This window comes from Mucilaginibacter sp. (genome assembly GCF_028288225.1).
In the GTDB taxonomy this organism is placed as follows: Bacteria; Bacteroidota; Bacteroidia; order Sphingobacteriales; family Sphingobacteriaceae; genus Mucilaginibacter.
Genome location: NZ_JAQBOC010000018.1, coordinates 118,152 through 135,863, shown reverse-complemented (window position 1 = coordinate 135,863; position 17,712 = coordinate 118,152). Strand labels below are relative to the sequence as shown.

Below are 17,712 nucleotides of genomic sequence, written 5' to 3'. Positions count from 1 at the left end.
TAATGAAATTACATATACATCTGGTAAACAAGGAAGAATATTTCCCGGCGACTTTGCTTTTGAATTATCAGACACCTATGGCTTTCCAATAGACCTTACAGAATTAATGGCAAGGGAAAGAGGTTGGCGTGTGGATATGGAAGCTTTTAACCAAGCCCTTCAAACTCAAAAGACCCGCTCCCGCGCAGCCACGGCCATTGATACCGGCGATTGGGTTGTTTTAAAAGATGATGATACCGTCGAATTTACCGGTTACGATGAAACCGAGAGCATTGCCCATATTGTAAAATACCGAAAAGTAAAAGCAAAAGGGACGGAACAATACCAGATTGTATTGGATAAAACCCCATTTTATGCAGAAAGCGGCGGACAGGTTGGTGATAAAGGTGAGCTGGTTTTTCCGGATGGCGAGGTTATTTATGTAACGGATACCAAAAAAGAGAACGGCCTGATCGTTCATTTTACCGATAAGCTGCCGGAGGATATTGACGATGCCTTAACCGCTATTGTTGATCCTGCATTACGTAATCGTACCAATAGCAACCATAGTGCCACGCACCTTTTGCACGCTGCAATGAAACAGGTATTGGGCAGCCATGTTAACCAAAAAGGCTCATTGGTAAATGCAGATTACCTACGGTTTGACTTTTCGCACTTTGCAAAGGTTACCGACGATGAGCTGGCACAGATAGAAGCTATAGTTAATCAAAAAGTACGTGAAAATATCCCGCTTAAAGAGGAGCGGAGCGTATTATATGCTGAAGCAATCACCAGCGGTGTAACCGCCTTGTTTGGCGAAAAATATGGCGACTATGTACGCATAATTACCTTTGATGATGAGTTTAGCAAAGAGCTTTGCGGTGGTACGCATGTTAAGGCTACCGGACAGATAGGTTTCTTTAAAATTATCAGCGAAAGCGCTGTAGCAGCAGGGGTAAGGCGCATTGAGGCCATTACAGGCATTGCTGCAGAAGATTATATCATCGCGCAAAATAAGCTGGTGCAGCAGTTAAAAGAGCTGCTGAAAAATCCAAAAGACATTTCAAAAAGCGTTGAAAGCTTGCTGGAAGAAAACTCAAAGCTTAAAAAGGAAATCGAAAAATCGGTGCTTGAAAAATCAGCAGGCTTAAAAAATGAGCTTGCCCAAAAAGCTGAGCAGATAAACGATATTAATTTCATCGCACAAAAAGTGCAATTGCCCAATGCCGATGCTGTTAAGAACCTGGCTTACCAGCTAAAGGATATCGTTTCAGACCTATTCCTGGTATTGGCTGCTGAAATTGACGGCAAGCCGTCTTTAACTGTTATGATAGCTGAGAACCTTGTAAAAGAAAAGAATCTGAATGCGGGAACTATAATACGCGAACTTGCTAAAGAGATAAAAGGAGGCGGGGGCGGTCAGCCTTTTTTTGCAACAGCAGGCGGCAGTGACATTAGAGGGCTGGATAAGGCATTGGAAAAAGCGAAGAGTTTTGTGGTATAAAATACACAAACATAGGGGCGAATAGCATTCGCCCTGGTTAACCATTCATAAATATATGTGTATAAAGGGCGTATGCGATACGCCCTTACGGTTGTACTTATTTTTCACCGCCATATCGCATTAATAAGTAATAACTTTATATTTGGACACTAATAACGAATAAAACCATCGCCGCATTTTATTTATATGACAAGTATTACAGCAGGGATAAGTGACAAATATGAATTAGTTGTCGGGTTAGAGGTTCACGCACAATTATCCACTTTAAGTAAAGTGTTTTCTTCAGATTCTGCCGCTTTTGGCGCAGGACCTAACGAGCATATCAGCGCAATATCTTTGGGGCACCCGGGTACCTTACCCAAGCTCAATAAAAAAGCGGTTGAATATGCTGTAAAAATGGGTCTTGCCTGTAACTGTACTATTAACCTGAACAATACATTCGCCCGTAAAAATTATTTTTATGCCGATCTGCCAAAAGGTTACCAGATAACCCAGGATCAAAAACCTATTTGTTTAGGCGGATCTGTAACGGTTAGATTAGCCGATCATACTAAAAACATTGCTATTCACCATATCCACCTTGAGGAAGATGCCGGCAAAAGCATGCATGATCAGCATCATGCTGATTCACTGATAGACTTGAACAGGGCAGGAGTGCCATTAATTGAAATTGTTACTGAGCCGGATATGCGCAGCAGCGAAGAGGCCGGGCAGTTTTTAACCGAGATTCGTAAGCTTGTACGTTACCTGGATGTTTGCGATGGTAATATGGAAGAAGGCAGCATGAGATGTGATGCCAATATATCAGTTAGGATTAAAGGGCAAACTACTTATGGCAACCGCTGCGAGGTTAAAAATCTCAACTCTATCCGTAATGTGCAGCGGGCCATTGAGCATGAATTTGAACGCCAGGTTAATATTATTGAAAACGGCGGGCATATCGATCAAAATACATTGAATTTTAATGCGGATACAGGTGAAACCTCTGTTTTACGATCAAAAGAAATGGCTAATGATTACCGCTATTTCCCCGAACCTGATCTTACCCCATTGGCATTAAATCAGGAATATTTGAATAAAATATCCGCCAGCATGCCTGTGTTGCCAAATGCGCTTTATAATAAGTATACAACCGAATTAGGCTTGTCAGACTACGACGCGGGGGTTATTACAGCGGATAAAGATTTTGCATTGTATTTTGAGGCACTTATTGCCAATACAGATAATTATAAAGCGGCGGTAAACTGGTTGATGGGGTCAATCAAATCATATTTGAACGATAATGGTTCATCCATTAGTGACTTTAAACTGAAACCCGAAACTTTAGCCGGATTGATAAAACTGGTTGATTCGGGCAATGTTAATAATACTGTGGCGGCACAACGGCTGTTCCCGGAACTGGTGAAAAATAGTGATAAAAATGCCGCGGACCTGGCAACTGAATTAAACCTGCTTATAAGTTCAGATAATAACGATGTAAGTCGTTTCATAAATGACGCAATTGCAAAATATCCTGATAAGGTACTAGAATACCAAAAAGGGAAAAAGGGCGTTTTAGGCCTGTTTATGGGCGAGATAATGAAAAGTTCAAAAGGTAAAATAGATCCCCAGAAAACAAATCAGTTATTAATTAAAGAACTAGAGTCGAAGTGACTAGAGGTTGGAGTTTAGAGATTAGTTTTTAAAGTCCGCAAATCCGAAAGAAAATATTTTAAAGAAAGGAAATTAGATTTAAGAGCTCATGGTATAGTTAACTAACCTCTGATCTCTGGCCACTAATCTCCGAAATCAAATCTCCAAATAATGAAAAAGCATTTAATATTCTACGCTCTTACTTTACTATTGTTTGCAATATATTCATGCAAAGACAATGGCGCATTCACTATTTCGGGTACGGTAACTAATCCGGGGAGCCTGAAAAAAATATTCCTTTTAGCGGCCGATAGCGCAGGCGTTGCAGTGGTTGATTCCACAAATTTAAGCGACCAGGGAAAATTTCAATTTAAGCATAAGGCACCTTATGAAAACTTATTCAGGTTACGGGTAGGGGGGAGCATTTTTGACTTAATAGCTAAAAACGGCGATGCCATTGATTTTTCTACAAATTTAACAGATAATACACATTCTTACCAGATAGCTGGTTCTGATGAATCAGAAAAATATAAAGAGTTCAATAAGCTAAATAATTTTTATGGTGAAAAAACCAGTAAGATCACCCAGGAATACCAGGATAAAGCGCAGGCAACAGGCAAAGAATCAGATTCACTGATAAAGATTTATTTGCCTATGTTCCAAAAAAACATCAAGGAGTACAGTGCCGAAGTATTAAAGTTTATGAATAAAAATAAGCACACGCTCGCAGGCTTTTATGCAGCAACATCGCTTGAGCCAGGCAAGTTTGAGCCACAGCTTATTGCTTATGCAGATGATATTAAGGATGATTTTAAAGATAATCCCGGTGTACAAACGTTTATCAGGCAAATGATGAATCTGAAGCCTGTTTCAGTTGGACACAAGGCTCCTGATTTTACTATCGCGGGTATTGACGGCAAACCCATAAAGCTGGCCGATTATAAAGGAAAATATGTTATGCTTGATTTTTGGGCATCATGGTGTGTACCCTGCAGGCAGGAAAATCCAAATGTAGTTAAACAATACGCTATTTATAAATCGCGTGGCCTTAATATTTTAGGTATATCACTTGATCAGGACAAAGCCAAATGGGAACAAGCTGTTATTGCAGATAAATTAAGCTGGAGCCATGGATCGGATCTTAAGAACTTTGAAGGGCCTACAGAGAGGCTTTATCATATTGAAGCTATCCCTTCAAATTTTATAATTGATCCGCAGGGAATTATAGTGGCAAAGAACGTAACAGGAGCTGATCTTGAAGAATTTTTAAATAAGACATTTAATAAATCTCAACAAATCGTTAAAATAAAGTAACATTTAACAATTTGTTAATGTATATTTAACCATAATCTTCATTTGCGCACCTACTTTTACGCAAAAATCAACCTGCATGAGTAGTTCTAACAAACAAAAAATTCTAATAGTTGACGATGAGCCGGATATTTTAGAGCTTATTGAATATAATTTGAAAAAAGAGGGCTACCAGGTTTTCCTGGCTCGAAACGGACAAGAAGCTGTTGCCGAAGCAAAGCGTTCATTGCCAGATCTTATAGTGCTGGATATAATGATGCCCAAAATGGACGGGATTGAAGCATGCCGTATTATGCGCACCATGCCTGAATTTAAAAACACCTTTATGGTTTTTTTAACAGCCCGCAGCGAGGAGTATTCGGAAATTGCAGGCTTTAATGTTGGCGCTGATGATTACATAGCAAAACCAATAAAGCCCCGTGCACTGGTTAGCCGGATAAATGCTATACTGCGCCGCAATGCACCTGCCGAAGATATAACCGATAATAAGCTTGAAATTGGCGACCTTGTTATCGACCGCGAAGCTTACCTTGTATTTCAGAGAGGTAACAAAGTGGTGTTGGCAAAAAAAGAATTTGAGCTGCTTTACCTGCTCGCCTCAAAACCAGGAAAGGTTTATACCCGCGAAGTTATCCTGAAAAATATTTGGGAAGACTCAGTAGTGGTTACCAATCGTACTATTGATGTACACATTCGTAAGCTTCGCGAAAAACTTGGTGATGATTGTGTTTCTACAGTTAAAGGGGTAGGATATAAATTTGAAGCCAGGTAGTGACTTAATGAGATAAAACAAAGCGAGCCGGATAAATTAATATTCGGCTCGCCTTATTTTGTTAAGTCTTGCAAAGCTTAATGTGCGGCCGCTGTTTTCTTTTTAGTAGCAGTAGTTTTTGCTTTGGTCACTTTGGCGGTAGCTGCTTTTTTAGCATTAGCAGTATCGGTTTTAGCCTTTGCGGTTACAGCTTTAACTTTGTTATCGGCTTTTGCTTTCACATCGGCAACAGTCTTTTTAGCCTTTGTTGTTTCGTCTTTCGCTTTGGCCGTGGCAGCTTTAACTTTGCTATTGGCTTTTACTTTTACAGCAGTAGTTTTTGCCTGTGTAGTTGCATCGGCAGCTTTGTTGGCAACAATACGTTGTGCTGCAGTTGTTTTTTTAGTGGTTGAAGCTTTTTTGGCGGTTACCGCTTTTTTAACATCGTCAAATTTATCTTCGGCTTTATCTTTTATATCTTCGGCTGTTTCTTTGGTACCTTCCCAAAGTTCTTCAATAGTTTCTTTAACCTTCTCGAAAAATCCTTTTTCTTCCGGTTTGGTTGATTTTGCGCTCATAGTAGTTGTAGAGTTATGGTTAATAAATTATTAAACCATTATATAATAAAAATGTTTTGGCATTAGCTTTCATTATATATTATATTCCTCATGCATTTAAACTGTCAAAGTATGTAACATTCTTGATATTATTTGCTGTTTAAGTTAATAATCATAACTTTATTGAAATTTAAACCTTATGAAAAAGGCCATGCTTTATACCCTGGTGGCTACTTTATTCGTTTTTTCCTGTAAAAAAGATCATTCTAAAGATTCCAATGGAACAAATCCCGCAGGAAAAATCTATAAAGTAGAACTCAACGTATCCGGATTTACACAAACAATAACAAATTCAACGTCAAAAAAGGTACAGGGAAAGGGGTTGAAAACTGATGCGGTAACCGGGATCTCCGGTTATTTGGATCAGCTATATTACTATGTGTTTCATAGTGATGGTACCTTTAAACTCGTGCACACATTAGTGCAGGATTCTACTTCTTCAAACTTTGGAAATATTTCAGATAGTTTGTCAGCAGGCGCTTATACTATAATCATAGCCGCCGGGAAACCGGGATTGACATCTTCTTTAAGCGTAAGGAGCCCGGGTACGTCCTATTTAACCGGAACAAATTATATTTTTTACAAAGGCGGCCCTTTTGCTCAATGGAAAGATACTTTTTATGGGCAAATCAATATTACAGTCACCGGTGATGTAAACCAGGATATAAACCTGAACAGAATTGTAGGGCAGCTTGAAGTTGATATTACGGATGCAATTCCTGCCACAGCAAATAGTATCAGCATCACGGTGGATCTGGATGACCTTAATTTTCTATTAAACAGCCAAACACCTACCCAGGCGGCAAAACCAACTTATACCACTACTATCCCCGCCAGCGCAAAAGGCAAAACCAATTACACCTTTCGTAATTTAATTGGTAATACGGCAACTCCTTTTAATGTTACTATTGTTTGTTATGACGCTGCTAAAAAAGTTCTGGGTACAGCCCTGGTAACTAATGTAACCTGCCAAAAAAATAAAAGAACCATATTAACAGGCAGCCTGTTTGGTACTAATAATAATTTCACAGTAAGCTTAAATGATACCTGGAACGCAACACCAATAAATATTCCTTTTTAAAAAATATAAGCACACAGTTAAGCTATTGAAGAACGCTTGTAAAAGAAAAAAGTTAAATTTAAGAAAATGAAAAAAAGTTTATTTGGCTTTATGTTGGTTTGTATGATAATTGTATCCTGCAAAAAAGAACATTCAAAGGATTCGCAACCAGGCCAAACCTCACGTAAAGTAGTATTTAATGTTGGCTTTTCTCAGCAAATAGTCGATTTTAATATGGGTAATCAAAAGGTTAACAACCTTAAAAGCAATGCGGTCGTAGCTACTCTAGCCAGTAAGATCGATATTTTATATTATGCAGTTTATGATTCAGTAGGGCATAAGATCCATGTAATTAAACAGCTTTCAACCGACAGCAGTTTTGGAAGCTATACTGATATTTTAAATCCCGGGAAATATTCCGTTGTAGTTGCCGGTGGAAAAACAGGCTTTTTACTCGGACCCGATTTAGAAGGAGGTAATGCAACCAGTAGATTAAGCACGGATGTTATTAATTACGGAAGTTATACAAAAGCAGGAACAAGCGTTTGGAATCCGTTTAATAGAGACGCATTTTTTAAAAACATCGCAATAACAGTTGGTAAAACTGATATTAGTCAAAGCTTTGCCCTTGACAGGATCGTATCCCAAATGGTAGTTAATATTAAGGATGCAATTCCATCAAGCGTTAAAACTATAGGAGTTAGCTTAATCTCACACCTGTCAGACAGATTTTTGATCGGAACAGGGACAGCTGTGCCTTCAAGTACTTCATCAATAAACGTAATTGATACATTGGCAAGCAGCGATATCGGAAAAACCAATTACCAAATAAGCACTATCTTTTTATACTCGGCACCTTTTGGAGTACAAATAGTAGCATCATCAAATCTTGATTTTGTTGCCGGGGTTATCGCTAATAAAGCGGCTACTGCAACCGGGCAGCCAAATACTCAAACCATTTTATCCGGCTATCTTTTTGGTGGTGGCGGAAGTGGTGGTATGTCGGTTAAAATTGATACTGCCTGGAATTCAGCACCTATTGTAAAAACGTTTCCATAATTAAAAGCTTTTGGCTTTGGTTGATAAAAACTAATTAGCAAAACCATTCAGATAGTAATCTGAACGGCTTTACTTGTTTACACAGTTTAATTTATTAACCGTATTTTTGCAGGCTATATTTAAAAGATGAAGTTTCCGAAATTTGCCGACCTGATATTATTTGAGGATGATGATATAATTGTAGTTAATAAGCCGCCGTTTATTAGCTCGCTGGATGAGCGGGAGGGCGGAGAGGTAAATATGCTGCGTTTGGCCAAAGGTTATTCAGAGGACGCACAGATTTGTCACCGACTGGATAAAGAGACCTCTGGCGCCTTAATTATAGCTAAAAACCCGGAAGCATATCGCGCCGTATCAATGCAGTTTGAAAAACGGCAGGTAAAAAAGGTTTATCATGCCATTATTGATGGTACCCATGTATTTGAAAACCTATTGATAGATCTGCCTATTTTAAATGTTGGCAAAGGCAATGTTACTATAAGCAGACAAGATGGTAAAAGGGCCGAAACATGGTTCCAATCACTAAAATATTTTAAACACTATACACTGGTAGAGTGCCGTCCGGTCACAGGCCGTATGCACCAGATCCGCATTCACCTGGCTACACAGCGGGCATCAATAGCCGGGGATGAGATGTATAAAGGCCTGCCTGTTTTCCTCTCAAAAATAAAACGTAAATACCATTTAGGCAAAGACCAGGAAGAGCAACCCATAATGAAGCGGTTTGCATTGCATGCTTACGAGGTTAGTTTTAAGCTTTTGGATGGAAAAGATATAACTATCCATGCGCCATATCCCAAGGATTTTGAAACGCTGTTGAAGCAGTTGGAGAAGTTTGATTCTCAGTGATAAAAGGTTGGAGACAGGTGAGCAATAGTTATTAGCCTGGATCAGGATTTTTTTACAAATCATTTGCTTTTTCAATAATCATTTTTTTTTTTATGATTTCCGACTCTCCGGACTTTTCAGCCATATGTATTATAAAATAATATTATTTTAATACCTCCATTTTGTAACTTCTTATACGTTTTATCTGTATAAAGCTAATTATCGCTACAAACTTATCACATATTAAAATTCATATATAAATGTTGGGTAAGGCTGGCAGCTAAATAATATTATTTATGCCGCTGGTAATTTATAAAGAGAAGCAGTGAATGTTTAAGAGTTTATTCTATATATCAGTTTTACTTACCTGCTTTGCCTTAAAAGTAAATGCTGCTGCATCTCCTGTAAATATAAATAGCTTTAAAACTATTATGAAGATTGGGGACCATGTTGAGAAAGAGAAAAAGATGGTCAGTTATATCAAAGGTTGTTTTCAGGATACCCCCGAAGCAAATCTTCCAGGCGTAAAAACAACGCTAAATAAACTTCTTATTCAGTTTCATGTAGAGAATAGAACAGCATTTGAATACTTTATAGAAAGTATGTATCAGCGAACGTTGACTCATATGGACGATGCTGAAGCAGCAATGGTAAAGGCTATTGAATTTGCCGGTAAAAATGACGACCATTATCTAATGTATTCTTTTTTAAGCCATTTAGCATTTATTCAAACTGATGAAGGCAATGCTATTGAAGCTGTTACTAGTTATGGTCTTTCAAAAAAAGAGGCATTAAAATTAAAAGATCCTCATTTGCAGTTACAGATAGACATTAATATGTCTGATGTTTACTATAAAAATAATTTTTATAATCAATCACTATTTTACCTGGATGAGGCCGAAGTCCTGGCCAAAAAATACGCTGCTAATGATCAGCATGCTAGTAAGCTCATTTACTATAATAAAGCTGAAAATTTTTTCAGGATGAACAAGCCTGATTCATTAAAAAAATACCACGATAAGCTTAACGCAATTAAAGGCAATATTTATAAGCTATATACTTATCAAAAACGGACAGCATATTATTTATACCTGCTACAATACGATTTTAAAAATGCGATTAAGCTGATTAAGGCTATGCAAAGGGATACGTTGTATAAATATAACGATCAGGATCAGCAAAATCTGGCTGATGCTTATTTTAACGGTGGGCAGCCGGATTCGGCGATCACAATTATTAACGAGTTGCTTAACCAGCCTTTAGAGATTAATCATCCCGAAATAAAATATCACCTGTATAAAGTATTGGGTCAAATTGCTGAAGGCCGTAAAGACCATAAATTAGCGGGCTATAATTTCAAATTGTCGCTTGAACAAGCAGAAGATGTTATAAACAGGCTTACCCAGGTTGGTAATATTTCGTCACAAATTAAGATTGATGAAATTGAGGGCTCATATATGCAAAAAGATGAATCCTATAAACGGGAGCGGATCTGGCTGATTTTTGCCGTAGTAGTGGCTTTGCTTATAATAGTTATTATAACCATGTTTTACCGGAGCGCCAAACAAAAACGGCATTATGAAAAGCTGTTGTTTACTACTCAGAAAAAAGAGCTGGCGTTTATAAATTCACATGAGGTTAGGAGGCACCTCTCTAATATACTGGGAATAATAGATATCATTAAAAATAGCGACAATAATGAAAAAGAATACAAACAGTTTGAAGATCACCTGTTTTGCTCGGTCGAAAGCATGGATAAAGCAATAAAAAGCATATCAGCAAAGCTGGATGAGCAACTTCCGGGTGCTGATAATTCTAATCTTTCTCATATACCAAAAAGTGCTGTATCGGCATAAATTCTCCATCCTGTACTATGTGAAAGCCATTGGCTTTTAATTCCTTATTAGCCTGCATAACACTCATTTTGTGCAGTTGCCTGATTTTAATTTTAGGATCTTCGGCCCGGTATTCAAGCAACAATAACCTACCTTTTGGTTTTAGCGAACGACGGATGGCCTGTAGCATTTCATGCGGATAAAGCAGTTCATGATAAACATCAACCATTATAGCCAGGTCAACTGTGTTATCCGGCAGGTTAGGAGTTTGTTCGCTGCCTTTTATTACCACAACATTATTTTGATTAAGTTTTTTGCTGCGGGCATTTAAATATTTTATAGCATCATCCTGTATTTCAACAGCATATATACTGCCTTGAGAAACCTTTTGTGCTATACGAAAGGTATAATATCCTGTTCCAGCACCAATGTCAGCAACTACGCTGTTTTTATTAATGGGTAGTTTTGAAATGGCAAGATCTGTGTTTTCTTCTTTTTGCCGGGTATTACGTTCAAGCCAGCCTGCGCCTTCAAAGCTCATCACCTGGGCTATTTCGCGGCCCATATAACATTTTCCTTTACCATCAGGACTTGCTTTTTTATAAGTGTAGATGGTATCCCTTTGTTGAGTTTGATGACTTGAATGTACATAGAAACCCAACAAAAAAATATTAAAAAGAAACAGCAGTTTGAAATTGCTCATATAAGTATAAACCTATATCAAACTTAAGAAATTTTACGTTCACAAAAAAAGGCGCAAAATGTTACGCCTTCAATTTTTAACAAATTTCTTACAACTACGTTGTGTAACCCAGAATTTTTAGCACTTGCTTACTGTTCTGTTCTTCGCCAAAAACCTCAAAATTGAAAGTTTCATCGCGGTTGCGGCGGATGATCACATGTTTTGGCGATGGCAGCAGGCAATGGTGAATACCCCCATAACCGCTTAATACTTCCTGGTATGCTCCGGTATTAAAAAAGCCCAGGTATTGCACCTTACGGGTTTTAGGCATAAATACGCTGTTCATGTGGGCTTCCTGGTTGTAATAATCCTGCCCGTCGCAGGTTATACCGCCAAGGTTAACACGTTCGTATTCGCTGTCCCAGTTATTTACCGGCAGTAAAATATACTTTTGATTAAGCGCCCAAACATCAGGCAGGTTGGTGATGAACGAGCCATCCAGCATCAGCCATCTTTCACGGTCATTTTGCTGTTTACGGCCCAATACCTTATACAGGATTCCTGATGCCTCGGCAACAGTGTATTTGCCAAATTCAGTAATAATATCCGGCTCTACCGTATCGTTATCTGCACAAATTTCCTTTATCCGGCTAACAATTTCATTGATCATGTATTCATAATCAAAATCAAACACCAGCGAATCTTTAAAAGGCATGCCGCCGCCAATATCAAGCGTATCCAGGTCGGGGTTTATCTTTTTAAACTTGCAATAAAGGGTAACATACTTTTCAAGCTCGTTCCAGTAATACGGCGTATCAGAAATACCCGAATTGATAAAGAAATGTAACAGCTTTACCTTAAAGTTTGGATTTCCCTGGATCTTGTTGTGATAAAAATCAATAATATCTTCCATACGCACACCCAGGCGTGAAGTATAGAATTGTGAATCAGGCTGCTCTTCTGCTGCTATCCTGATGCCAAGATTACATGGGGTATCCATCTCTATCTCGTCATCATACAAGTTAAATTCTTCTTTATTATCCAGCACCGGGATGATGTTTTTAAAGCCATCATGCAGCATATCAATAATATAGGTTTTATACTGAAAGGTTTTAAACCCGTTGCATATTACAGTAACGTCCTTGCTTACCGCACCTTTTTTCTCCAGCGCGTCAATCATTGGCATATCAAACGCCGATGAAGTTTCCAGGTGGATCTCATTTTTAAGCGCTTCTTCAACAATGTGCTTAAAATGCGAGCTTTTGGTGCAATAACAGTATTTATAGCTGCCGCGATAATTATTTTTAATTATTGCCTGCTGAAACAGCAATTTTGCCTGCTGGATCTTTTTCGAAATTATTGGAAGGTAGGTAAAACGCAGTGGGGTACCATACGTTTCAATCATCTCCATTAAATTGAGGTCATGAAAGTATAGTTCATCCTCAATTATCTCAAAACCATCCTGTGGGAAACCTACACTCAGGTCAAGAAATTCCTCGTAACTCTGCATTTATTAAAATTTTGGCAAATGTAATTTTTAAACGCAATAATTGACGTATTGTTAGATTAAATTTTATGGTTGGAATGTAATTTGTTTATGGGTAGTTCATTGACGATGGTTTATAGATCATAGTAGCTGTAAGCAGGATCTATAAGCCAACCGGCAAATGCACCTCCGCCATCATACATCTTGCACTGCCACCGCCGTTGGTTTCTATGGTGTTTATATCAGAATAAATCAGCTTGCCATATTTTCCGAGTGTGGTTTTTTGTCTATCCTCCAAAGCATTAAAAGCATTTTTTGACATCACTATCAAATTTTCACCCTCCGCATTTTTCACCTCTAGCATATTACCGGCAAATTGGTTCATTTGGTCGAAGGAAATATCAATAATCTCTTTTTTGGTTGATATAAGTGATTCCTTTACAACAACCTTTTCATGAGGATTTGGAATGCTATCCAGGCAAATTACTGCAAAACTGCTTCCAATACACATTAAAACATTGGTGTGATATATTGCCTTGCCTTTTTCATCAATTGCATCAAAGCTGATAGCTTTATAACCGGCTTGTTCACAAAACAGGTCCAACACTTCGCGGTTGGTACGGGGAGAGAGGCAGGCATAAGCTAATTTGTTTTCCCTGTCAAGCACCATGCTACCTGTGCCTTCTAAAAATTTATCTTCAACCTCAAAGCGGCTCAGATCTATAATATGCTTCACTGCAAAGCTGTCTTCCAGTTTAGCAATAATATCTTCACGGCGTTCCAGTCTGCGGTTCTCGGCCTGCATCGGGTATAAGAAGATGCCGCCGTCAGCATGGAAGGATATCCAGTTGTTAGGGAAGATCGAATCCGGCGTATAAGGCTCATGCGTATCATCGATAACGGTTACATCAACGCCATTGCTGCATAGCGTGTTTACCATGCGGTCAAATTCCTGCTGTGCTTTTTCATTAACGTCATCCTTAGCGGCATTCCTGTTTTGAAAGGCATTGCTTCCGGCGGTTTCCTCGTTAAAGCCAAAGTTTACCGGCCGGATCATTAATATATGGGATGTGGATTGGAGGTTAGTCATTTCGCTTTGCTGTCATTGGTCATTGTGTCATTGGTCATTTCGCTTCGCTGTCATTGGTCATTAGGTAATTTGTCATTAAGTCATTGGTTCAGTTTTGCCATCATTCAATGACTAATGACACAATGACCAATGACTATAAAATGGCATCCCGCTGCAACGGCATGCTCATACAATGAAAGCCTCCGCGTGCACGTGAAAGCTCTGCTGATGGCATTAGGATCAGGGTATCCGTCATGCTTTCAGGATTAAGCTCGCCGCTTTCAAATTGTTTTAGCAGGTCGGCAACTTTTATTGTGGCAAAGCCTTTTTCTTTAAATGCTTCTACCGTCTTATCATTGCGATCGTAACCTAAAACCACACCTTCTTTTATGGCAAGCAGGTTACATGAGTCTGTCCATTGTTCGCGTGAATTGTATGGGAAAATGTCTCCGCCTGAATATACAAACTGGGTTTTTTCCTTGCTTTCCAGGTCTTTTTCGCTGATGTCAGTCAATAAAGCTTCTATACTGTCAAAGGTCTTTGCTTTTTTTTCTTTTCTAAACTGAACAATTTCTACTTTGTCTTTTCCCTTTTTATCAGTAAACCACGAGATCGGTTCGTCCTGTTCTTCCTGGCTTTCGGTAATGGCCAGTGAACGCAGCAAAACCCACATATTCCGTTTTACCTGTGTAAAAATGGTATCTATGTGCATATAATCCCGCTTATGCGGGATTTTTACAATGGTTACTTTTTTAACCACGTTGTTTTTAAACAACAGTTTTATTGCCTCGTTTGCTCCGCTTGCCGATGTTCGCTCGCTGCAGCCAATTATTAAATGCTGCGGACTCACCATCATTACGTCGCCGCCTTCTAACGTTGTTTTTTGATCGTTATCCTCGCCGGGGCGTAAAAAATGCTGTACGGTTTCAGGGATCTCCAATATATTGTTGCGATACGAAGCAAAAAGTGTGTGATTGAAAAAGATATACCGCATTATTAATGTTTCGCGCGCTCTAGCCTTTTTTGCAGGTTTGTTCAGCAGCATGAAATTATTGATGGCAATGCCTATATCTCTCGAAAATATCAGGTTAGGGATAGGGGCAAATATCATCTCGTCTTTATTTAGCGAGCCGGAGATAATGATCTTGGCAAGTTCTGCCGGTTCTGTATCTATCAGCTGCGTTTGCAAGCGATAATTACAGCCTTCAATGGCGCAAACTGCAGCCACCAGCTTTTTACGGATATCGGCATCATGCAAAATATCTTCAAGCAGGGTTTGGATCTCTATTACCTTGTTTGATGCATGGAATTCTTTATCATCCGGCTTATAAAACGACCGGTTATTTTCTTCTGCATCTATTTGTGCAAGTCTGCCTTTTATTTTGCCGGGATCTAAAAAATACATTAACAGCTTAATGTAATAATCATATTCGTTTTTACGCATGGTATCCAGGTGTACAATGTCTTCAAAAAGCCAGTCTTGTGCTTTTGATGGCACAACCTTACCCAGGCCGTTATCCGGGCTATGGATCAGTAATGCGCGCAGGTTCCCAATTTCGGATGTTACATCTAATTTAAATTCGCTATTGCTAAGTGTCATAAATGGTTTATAGAAGAAACAAAGGTAGTGAGTTTAGTCGGGAAAGTCGGAAAAGTCAGTAAAGACCGAAAGTTTAAAAAATCAGGCTGCGGTCATTTTATGTGTTTTTCAGCGCTGCTCACTTTTCTTGCTTTTACACTTTCAGGCTTTTCCGACTAAAAATGTTATTTTTGTCCGATGAATTTTATTATTGAAGCAACTATTAATGCCGTTAAACATTTATATAATACTGACATTACCGCTGCCGATATAAACCTCCAGGAAACCCGAAAGGAATTTGAAGGCCAGGTTACTATAGTTACTTTCCCATTTACCAAATTTTCAAAAAAATCACCTGAACAAACGGGGAATGAAATTGGAACGTTTCTGCAGAATGAAATTAAAGAGGTTGCTGATTTTAATGTAATTAAAGGTTTTTTGAACTTATCTATTGCTGATGATTACTGGATAGATCAATTATATAACGAAATTTTACCTGATACTTTTGCGGTTGCTGAGCCTAACGGCAAAAAAGTAATGGTTGAATATTCATCGCCCAATACCAATAAGCCTTTACATTTAGGGCATGTACGTAATAATCTTTTAGGCTTTTCTGTTGCCGAAATTTTGGCTGCTGCAGGTTACGAGGTTGTGAAATCCAACCTGGTTAACGACAGGGGTATTCACATCTGCAAATCAATGCTGGCCTGGCAACGGTTTGGGAATGGCGAAACACCGGAGTCATCTGGCTTAAAGGGAGATCATTTAGTTGGTAAATACTATGTTATCTTCGATAAAGAATATAAAAAGCAGATTGAAGGATTAAAAGCTGCCGGGCAAACCGAGGATGAAGCAAAAAAGAATGCGCCGTTAATTAATGAGGCGCAGGAAATGCTGCAGCAATGGGAAGCGGGGAATGAAGCTGTTATAAGTCTTTGGAAAACCATGAATAACTGGGTTTATGCAGGTTTCGCAGAAACGTATAGAAAACTGGGTGTAACCTTTGATAAATTTTACTATGAATCTGACACCTATTTATTAGGAAAGGATATTGTTGATGAGGGACTTGAAAAAGGTGTTTTCTTTAAAAAAGATGACGGCTCTGTTTGGATAGATCTGACGGCTGAGGGGTTAGATGAAAAGCTGGTACTACGCTCAGACGGTACTTCTGTTTACATGACCCAGGATATGGGTACTGCGCAGCTGAAATATAATGACTATCACATGGATAAATCAATCTATGTGGTAGGAAATGAACAGGATTATCACTTTAAGGTATTGTTCACTATCCTTAAAAAACTTGGTAAGGATGGGGCAGACGGACTTTATCATTTATCTTATGGAATGGTCGACCTGCCATCGGGTAAAATGAAATCACGTGAAGGGACAGTTGTTGACGCTGACGATCTGATGGAGGAGATGGAGAAAACTGCTAAAGAGCAAACAATAGCAATGGGCAAGGTTGACGGTTTTAGTGAAGAAGAAAAGCTTCATCTTTATCATACCATTGGTATGGGCGCACTAAAATATTTCCTTTTAAAGGTTGATCCTAAAAAGCGGTTATTATTTGATCCTAACGAGTCGGTAGATTTTCAGGGACATACCGGACCGTTCATACAATATACACATGCCCGGATCCGTTCTGTTCTTGGCCGCGCTAAAATTACTGATCCAGGCATCGCAGTAAATGAGTTAGCTGCCGAAGAGCGGGATTTAATAGTTGCTTTAACGCAATTCCCTACAATTATTCAATCAGCAGCTGAAGGGTATAGCCCAGCTGTAATTGCAAATTATGTATATGAACTGGCAAAAATCTACAATAAATTTTACCACGAGAAATCAATACTTCAGGCAGAGAGCGAGATTGCAAAGCAATTCAGGCTACAGCTTTCTGCCGCATCAGGCAAAGTTATTAATCGGGCGATGAGCCTGTTAGGAATAGAAGTTCCGGAAAGGATGTAAAACAGTTTGCAGTGGGCAGTTTGCAAAGTAATTTGCAAATATTAATGGGCAGTTTGCAGTAAAAATTGCAGTAAAAACTACTAGTTGTCCATAATCACCGCCCACTGCAACTGAATTACCTCCAGTACTTATATTCGATCTATGAACTAGCAAAAATCTGTAATAAATTTACAACGAAAAATTAATATTTCAAGCAAAATGTGAGCTGGAAAATAATTTAGTTTCAACACTTTGCGATACCAGGCATAGTTATCAACCTTGCGATGGATAACTATGAATAGAAACCCCGAAAAGAGAATAAAACAGTTTGCAGTGGGCGGTTTGCAAAAAGATAATTTGCAAATATTAATGGGCAGCT

General features: G+C 38.7%; 14 protein-coding genes. 9 read left to right on the top strand and 5 right to left on the bottom strand.

The genetic code is table 11. The annotated features are described in order from the left end of the window. From JWQ54_RS06120 to JWQ54_RS06105, 4 genes are all read left to right on the top strand, one after another. Positions 1 to 1,483: alanine--tRNA ligase-related protein (locus JWQ54_RS06120; RefSeq protein WP_299581638.1), on the top strand; the 1,483-nt coding region annotated here is incomplete at its 5' end. Between the two features lie 186 nt (positions 1,484 to 1,669). Beyond that, entirely contained in the window at positions 1,670 to 3,136 is a 1,467-nt protein-coding gene (gene gatB / locus JWQ54_RS06115) for an Asp-tRNA(Asn)/Glu-tRNA(Gln) amidotransferase subunit GatB (protein WP_299581636.1), read from the top strand. Between the two features lie 150 nt (positions 3,137 to 3,286). Further along, entirely contained in the window at positions 3,287 to 4,429 is a 1,143-nt protein-coding gene (locus JWQ54_RS06110; RefSeq protein WP_299581633.1) for a TlpA disulfide reductase family protein, read from the top strand. Positions 4,430 to 4,505: 76 nt separating this feature from the next. Further along, positions 4,506 to 5,198 (top strand): response regulator transcription factor, encoded by a 693-nt coding sequence (locus JWQ54_RS06105; RefSeq protein WP_299581630.1) that lies wholly within the window; start codon positions 4,506 to 4,508, stop codon positions 5,196 to 5,198. Between the two features lie 77 nt (positions 5,199 to 5,275). On the opposite strand, the gene JWQ54_RS06100 is transcribed toward JWQ54_RS06105, so the two are convergent. Continuing rightward, the gene (locus tag JWQ54_RS06100) at positions 5,276 to 5,755 is read right to left on the bottom strand and encodes a hypothetical protein (RefSeq protein WP_299581628.1); all 480 of its coding nucleotides are present in this window, start codon (positions 5,753 to 5,755) and stop codon (positions 5,276 to 5,278) included. 178 nt (positions 5,756 to 5,933) lie between these two features. Between JWQ54_RS06100 and JWQ54_RS06095 the strand changes: the two genes are divergently transcribed. The 4 genes from JWQ54_RS06095 to JWQ54_RS06080 all read left to right on the top strand — a co-directional run bounded on the left by JWQ54_RS06095 (position 5,934) and on the right by JWQ54_RS06080 (position 10,597). Next, the gene (locus JWQ54_RS06095; RefSeq protein WP_299581625.1) at positions 5,934 to 6,875 is read left to right on the top strand and encodes a hypothetical protein; all 942 of its coding nucleotides are present in this window, start codon (positions 5,934 to 5,936) and stop codon (positions 6,873 to 6,875) included. A 66-nt stretch (positions 6,876 to 6,941) separates the two neighbouring features. After that, the gene (locus JWQ54_RS06090) at positions 6,942 to 7,913 is read left to right on the top strand and encodes a hypothetical protein (protein ID WP_299581623.1); all 972 of its coding nucleotides are present in this window, start codon (positions 6,942 to 6,944) and stop codon (positions 7,911 to 7,913) included. Between the two features lie 126 nt (positions 7,914 to 8,039). Then, positions 8,040 to 8,762 (top strand): RluA family pseudouridine synthase, encoded by a 723-nt coding sequence (locus tag JWQ54_RS06085; protein WP_299581620.1) that lies wholly within the window; start codon positions 8,040 to 8,042, stop codon positions 8,760 to 8,762. A 308-nt stretch (positions 8,763 to 9,070) separates the two neighbouring features. Next, positions 9,071 to 10,597, top strand: a complete 1,527-nt coding sequence (locus JWQ54_RS06080) for a hypothetical protein (protein ID WP_299581617.1) — start codon at positions 9,071 to 9,073, stop codon at positions 10,595 to 10,597. On the opposite strand, the gene JWQ54_RS06075 is transcribed toward JWQ54_RS06080, so the two are convergent. From JWQ54_RS06075 to JWQ54_RS06060, 4 genes are all read right to left on the bottom strand, one after another. After that, a complete protein-coding gene (locus JWQ54_RS06075; RefSeq protein ID WP_299581614.1) occupies positions 10,557 to 11,279 on the bottom strand; it encodes a methyltransferase domain-containing protein in 723 nt (240 codons plus the stop codon). The two genes, JWQ54_RS06080 and JWQ54_RS06075, sit on opposite strands and share 41 nt — an antisense overlap. A 94-nt stretch (positions 11,280 to 11,373) precedes the next feature. Continuing rightward, on the bottom strand, positions 11,374 to 12,768 hold the full coding sequence (locus tag JWQ54_RS06070; RefSeq protein WP_299581611.1) for an arginine decarboxylase: 1,395 nt from the start codon (positions 12,766 to 12,768) through the stop codon (positions 11,374 to 11,376). 139 nt (positions 12,769 to 12,907) lie between these two features. After that, positions 12,908 to 13,834, bottom strand: coding sequence for a citrulline utilization hydrolase CtlX (gene ctlX, locus JWQ54_RS06065; protein ID WP_299581608.1), 927 nt, complete (start codon positions 13,832 to 13,834; stop codon positions 12,908 to 12,910). A gap of 133 nt (positions 13,835 to 13,967) precedes the next feature. Next, on the bottom strand, positions 13,968 to 15,413 hold the full coding sequence (locus JWQ54_RS06060) for an arginine deiminase family protein (RefSeq protein ID WP_299581605.1): 1,446 nt from the start codon (positions 15,411 to 15,413) through the stop codon (positions 13,968 to 13,970). Between the two features lie 177 nt (positions 15,414 to 15,590). Here JWQ54_RS06060 and argS point away from each other — a divergent pair, with 177 nt between their 5' ends. Next, positions 15,591 to 17,354 (top strand): arginine--tRNA ligase, encoded by a 1,764-nt coding sequence (gene argS / locus JWQ54_RS06055; RefSeq protein ID WP_299581603.1) that lies wholly within the window; start codon positions 15,591 to 15,593, stop codon positions 17,352 to 17,354. The last annotated feature ends 358 nt before the right edge of the window (positions 17,355 to 17,712 follow it).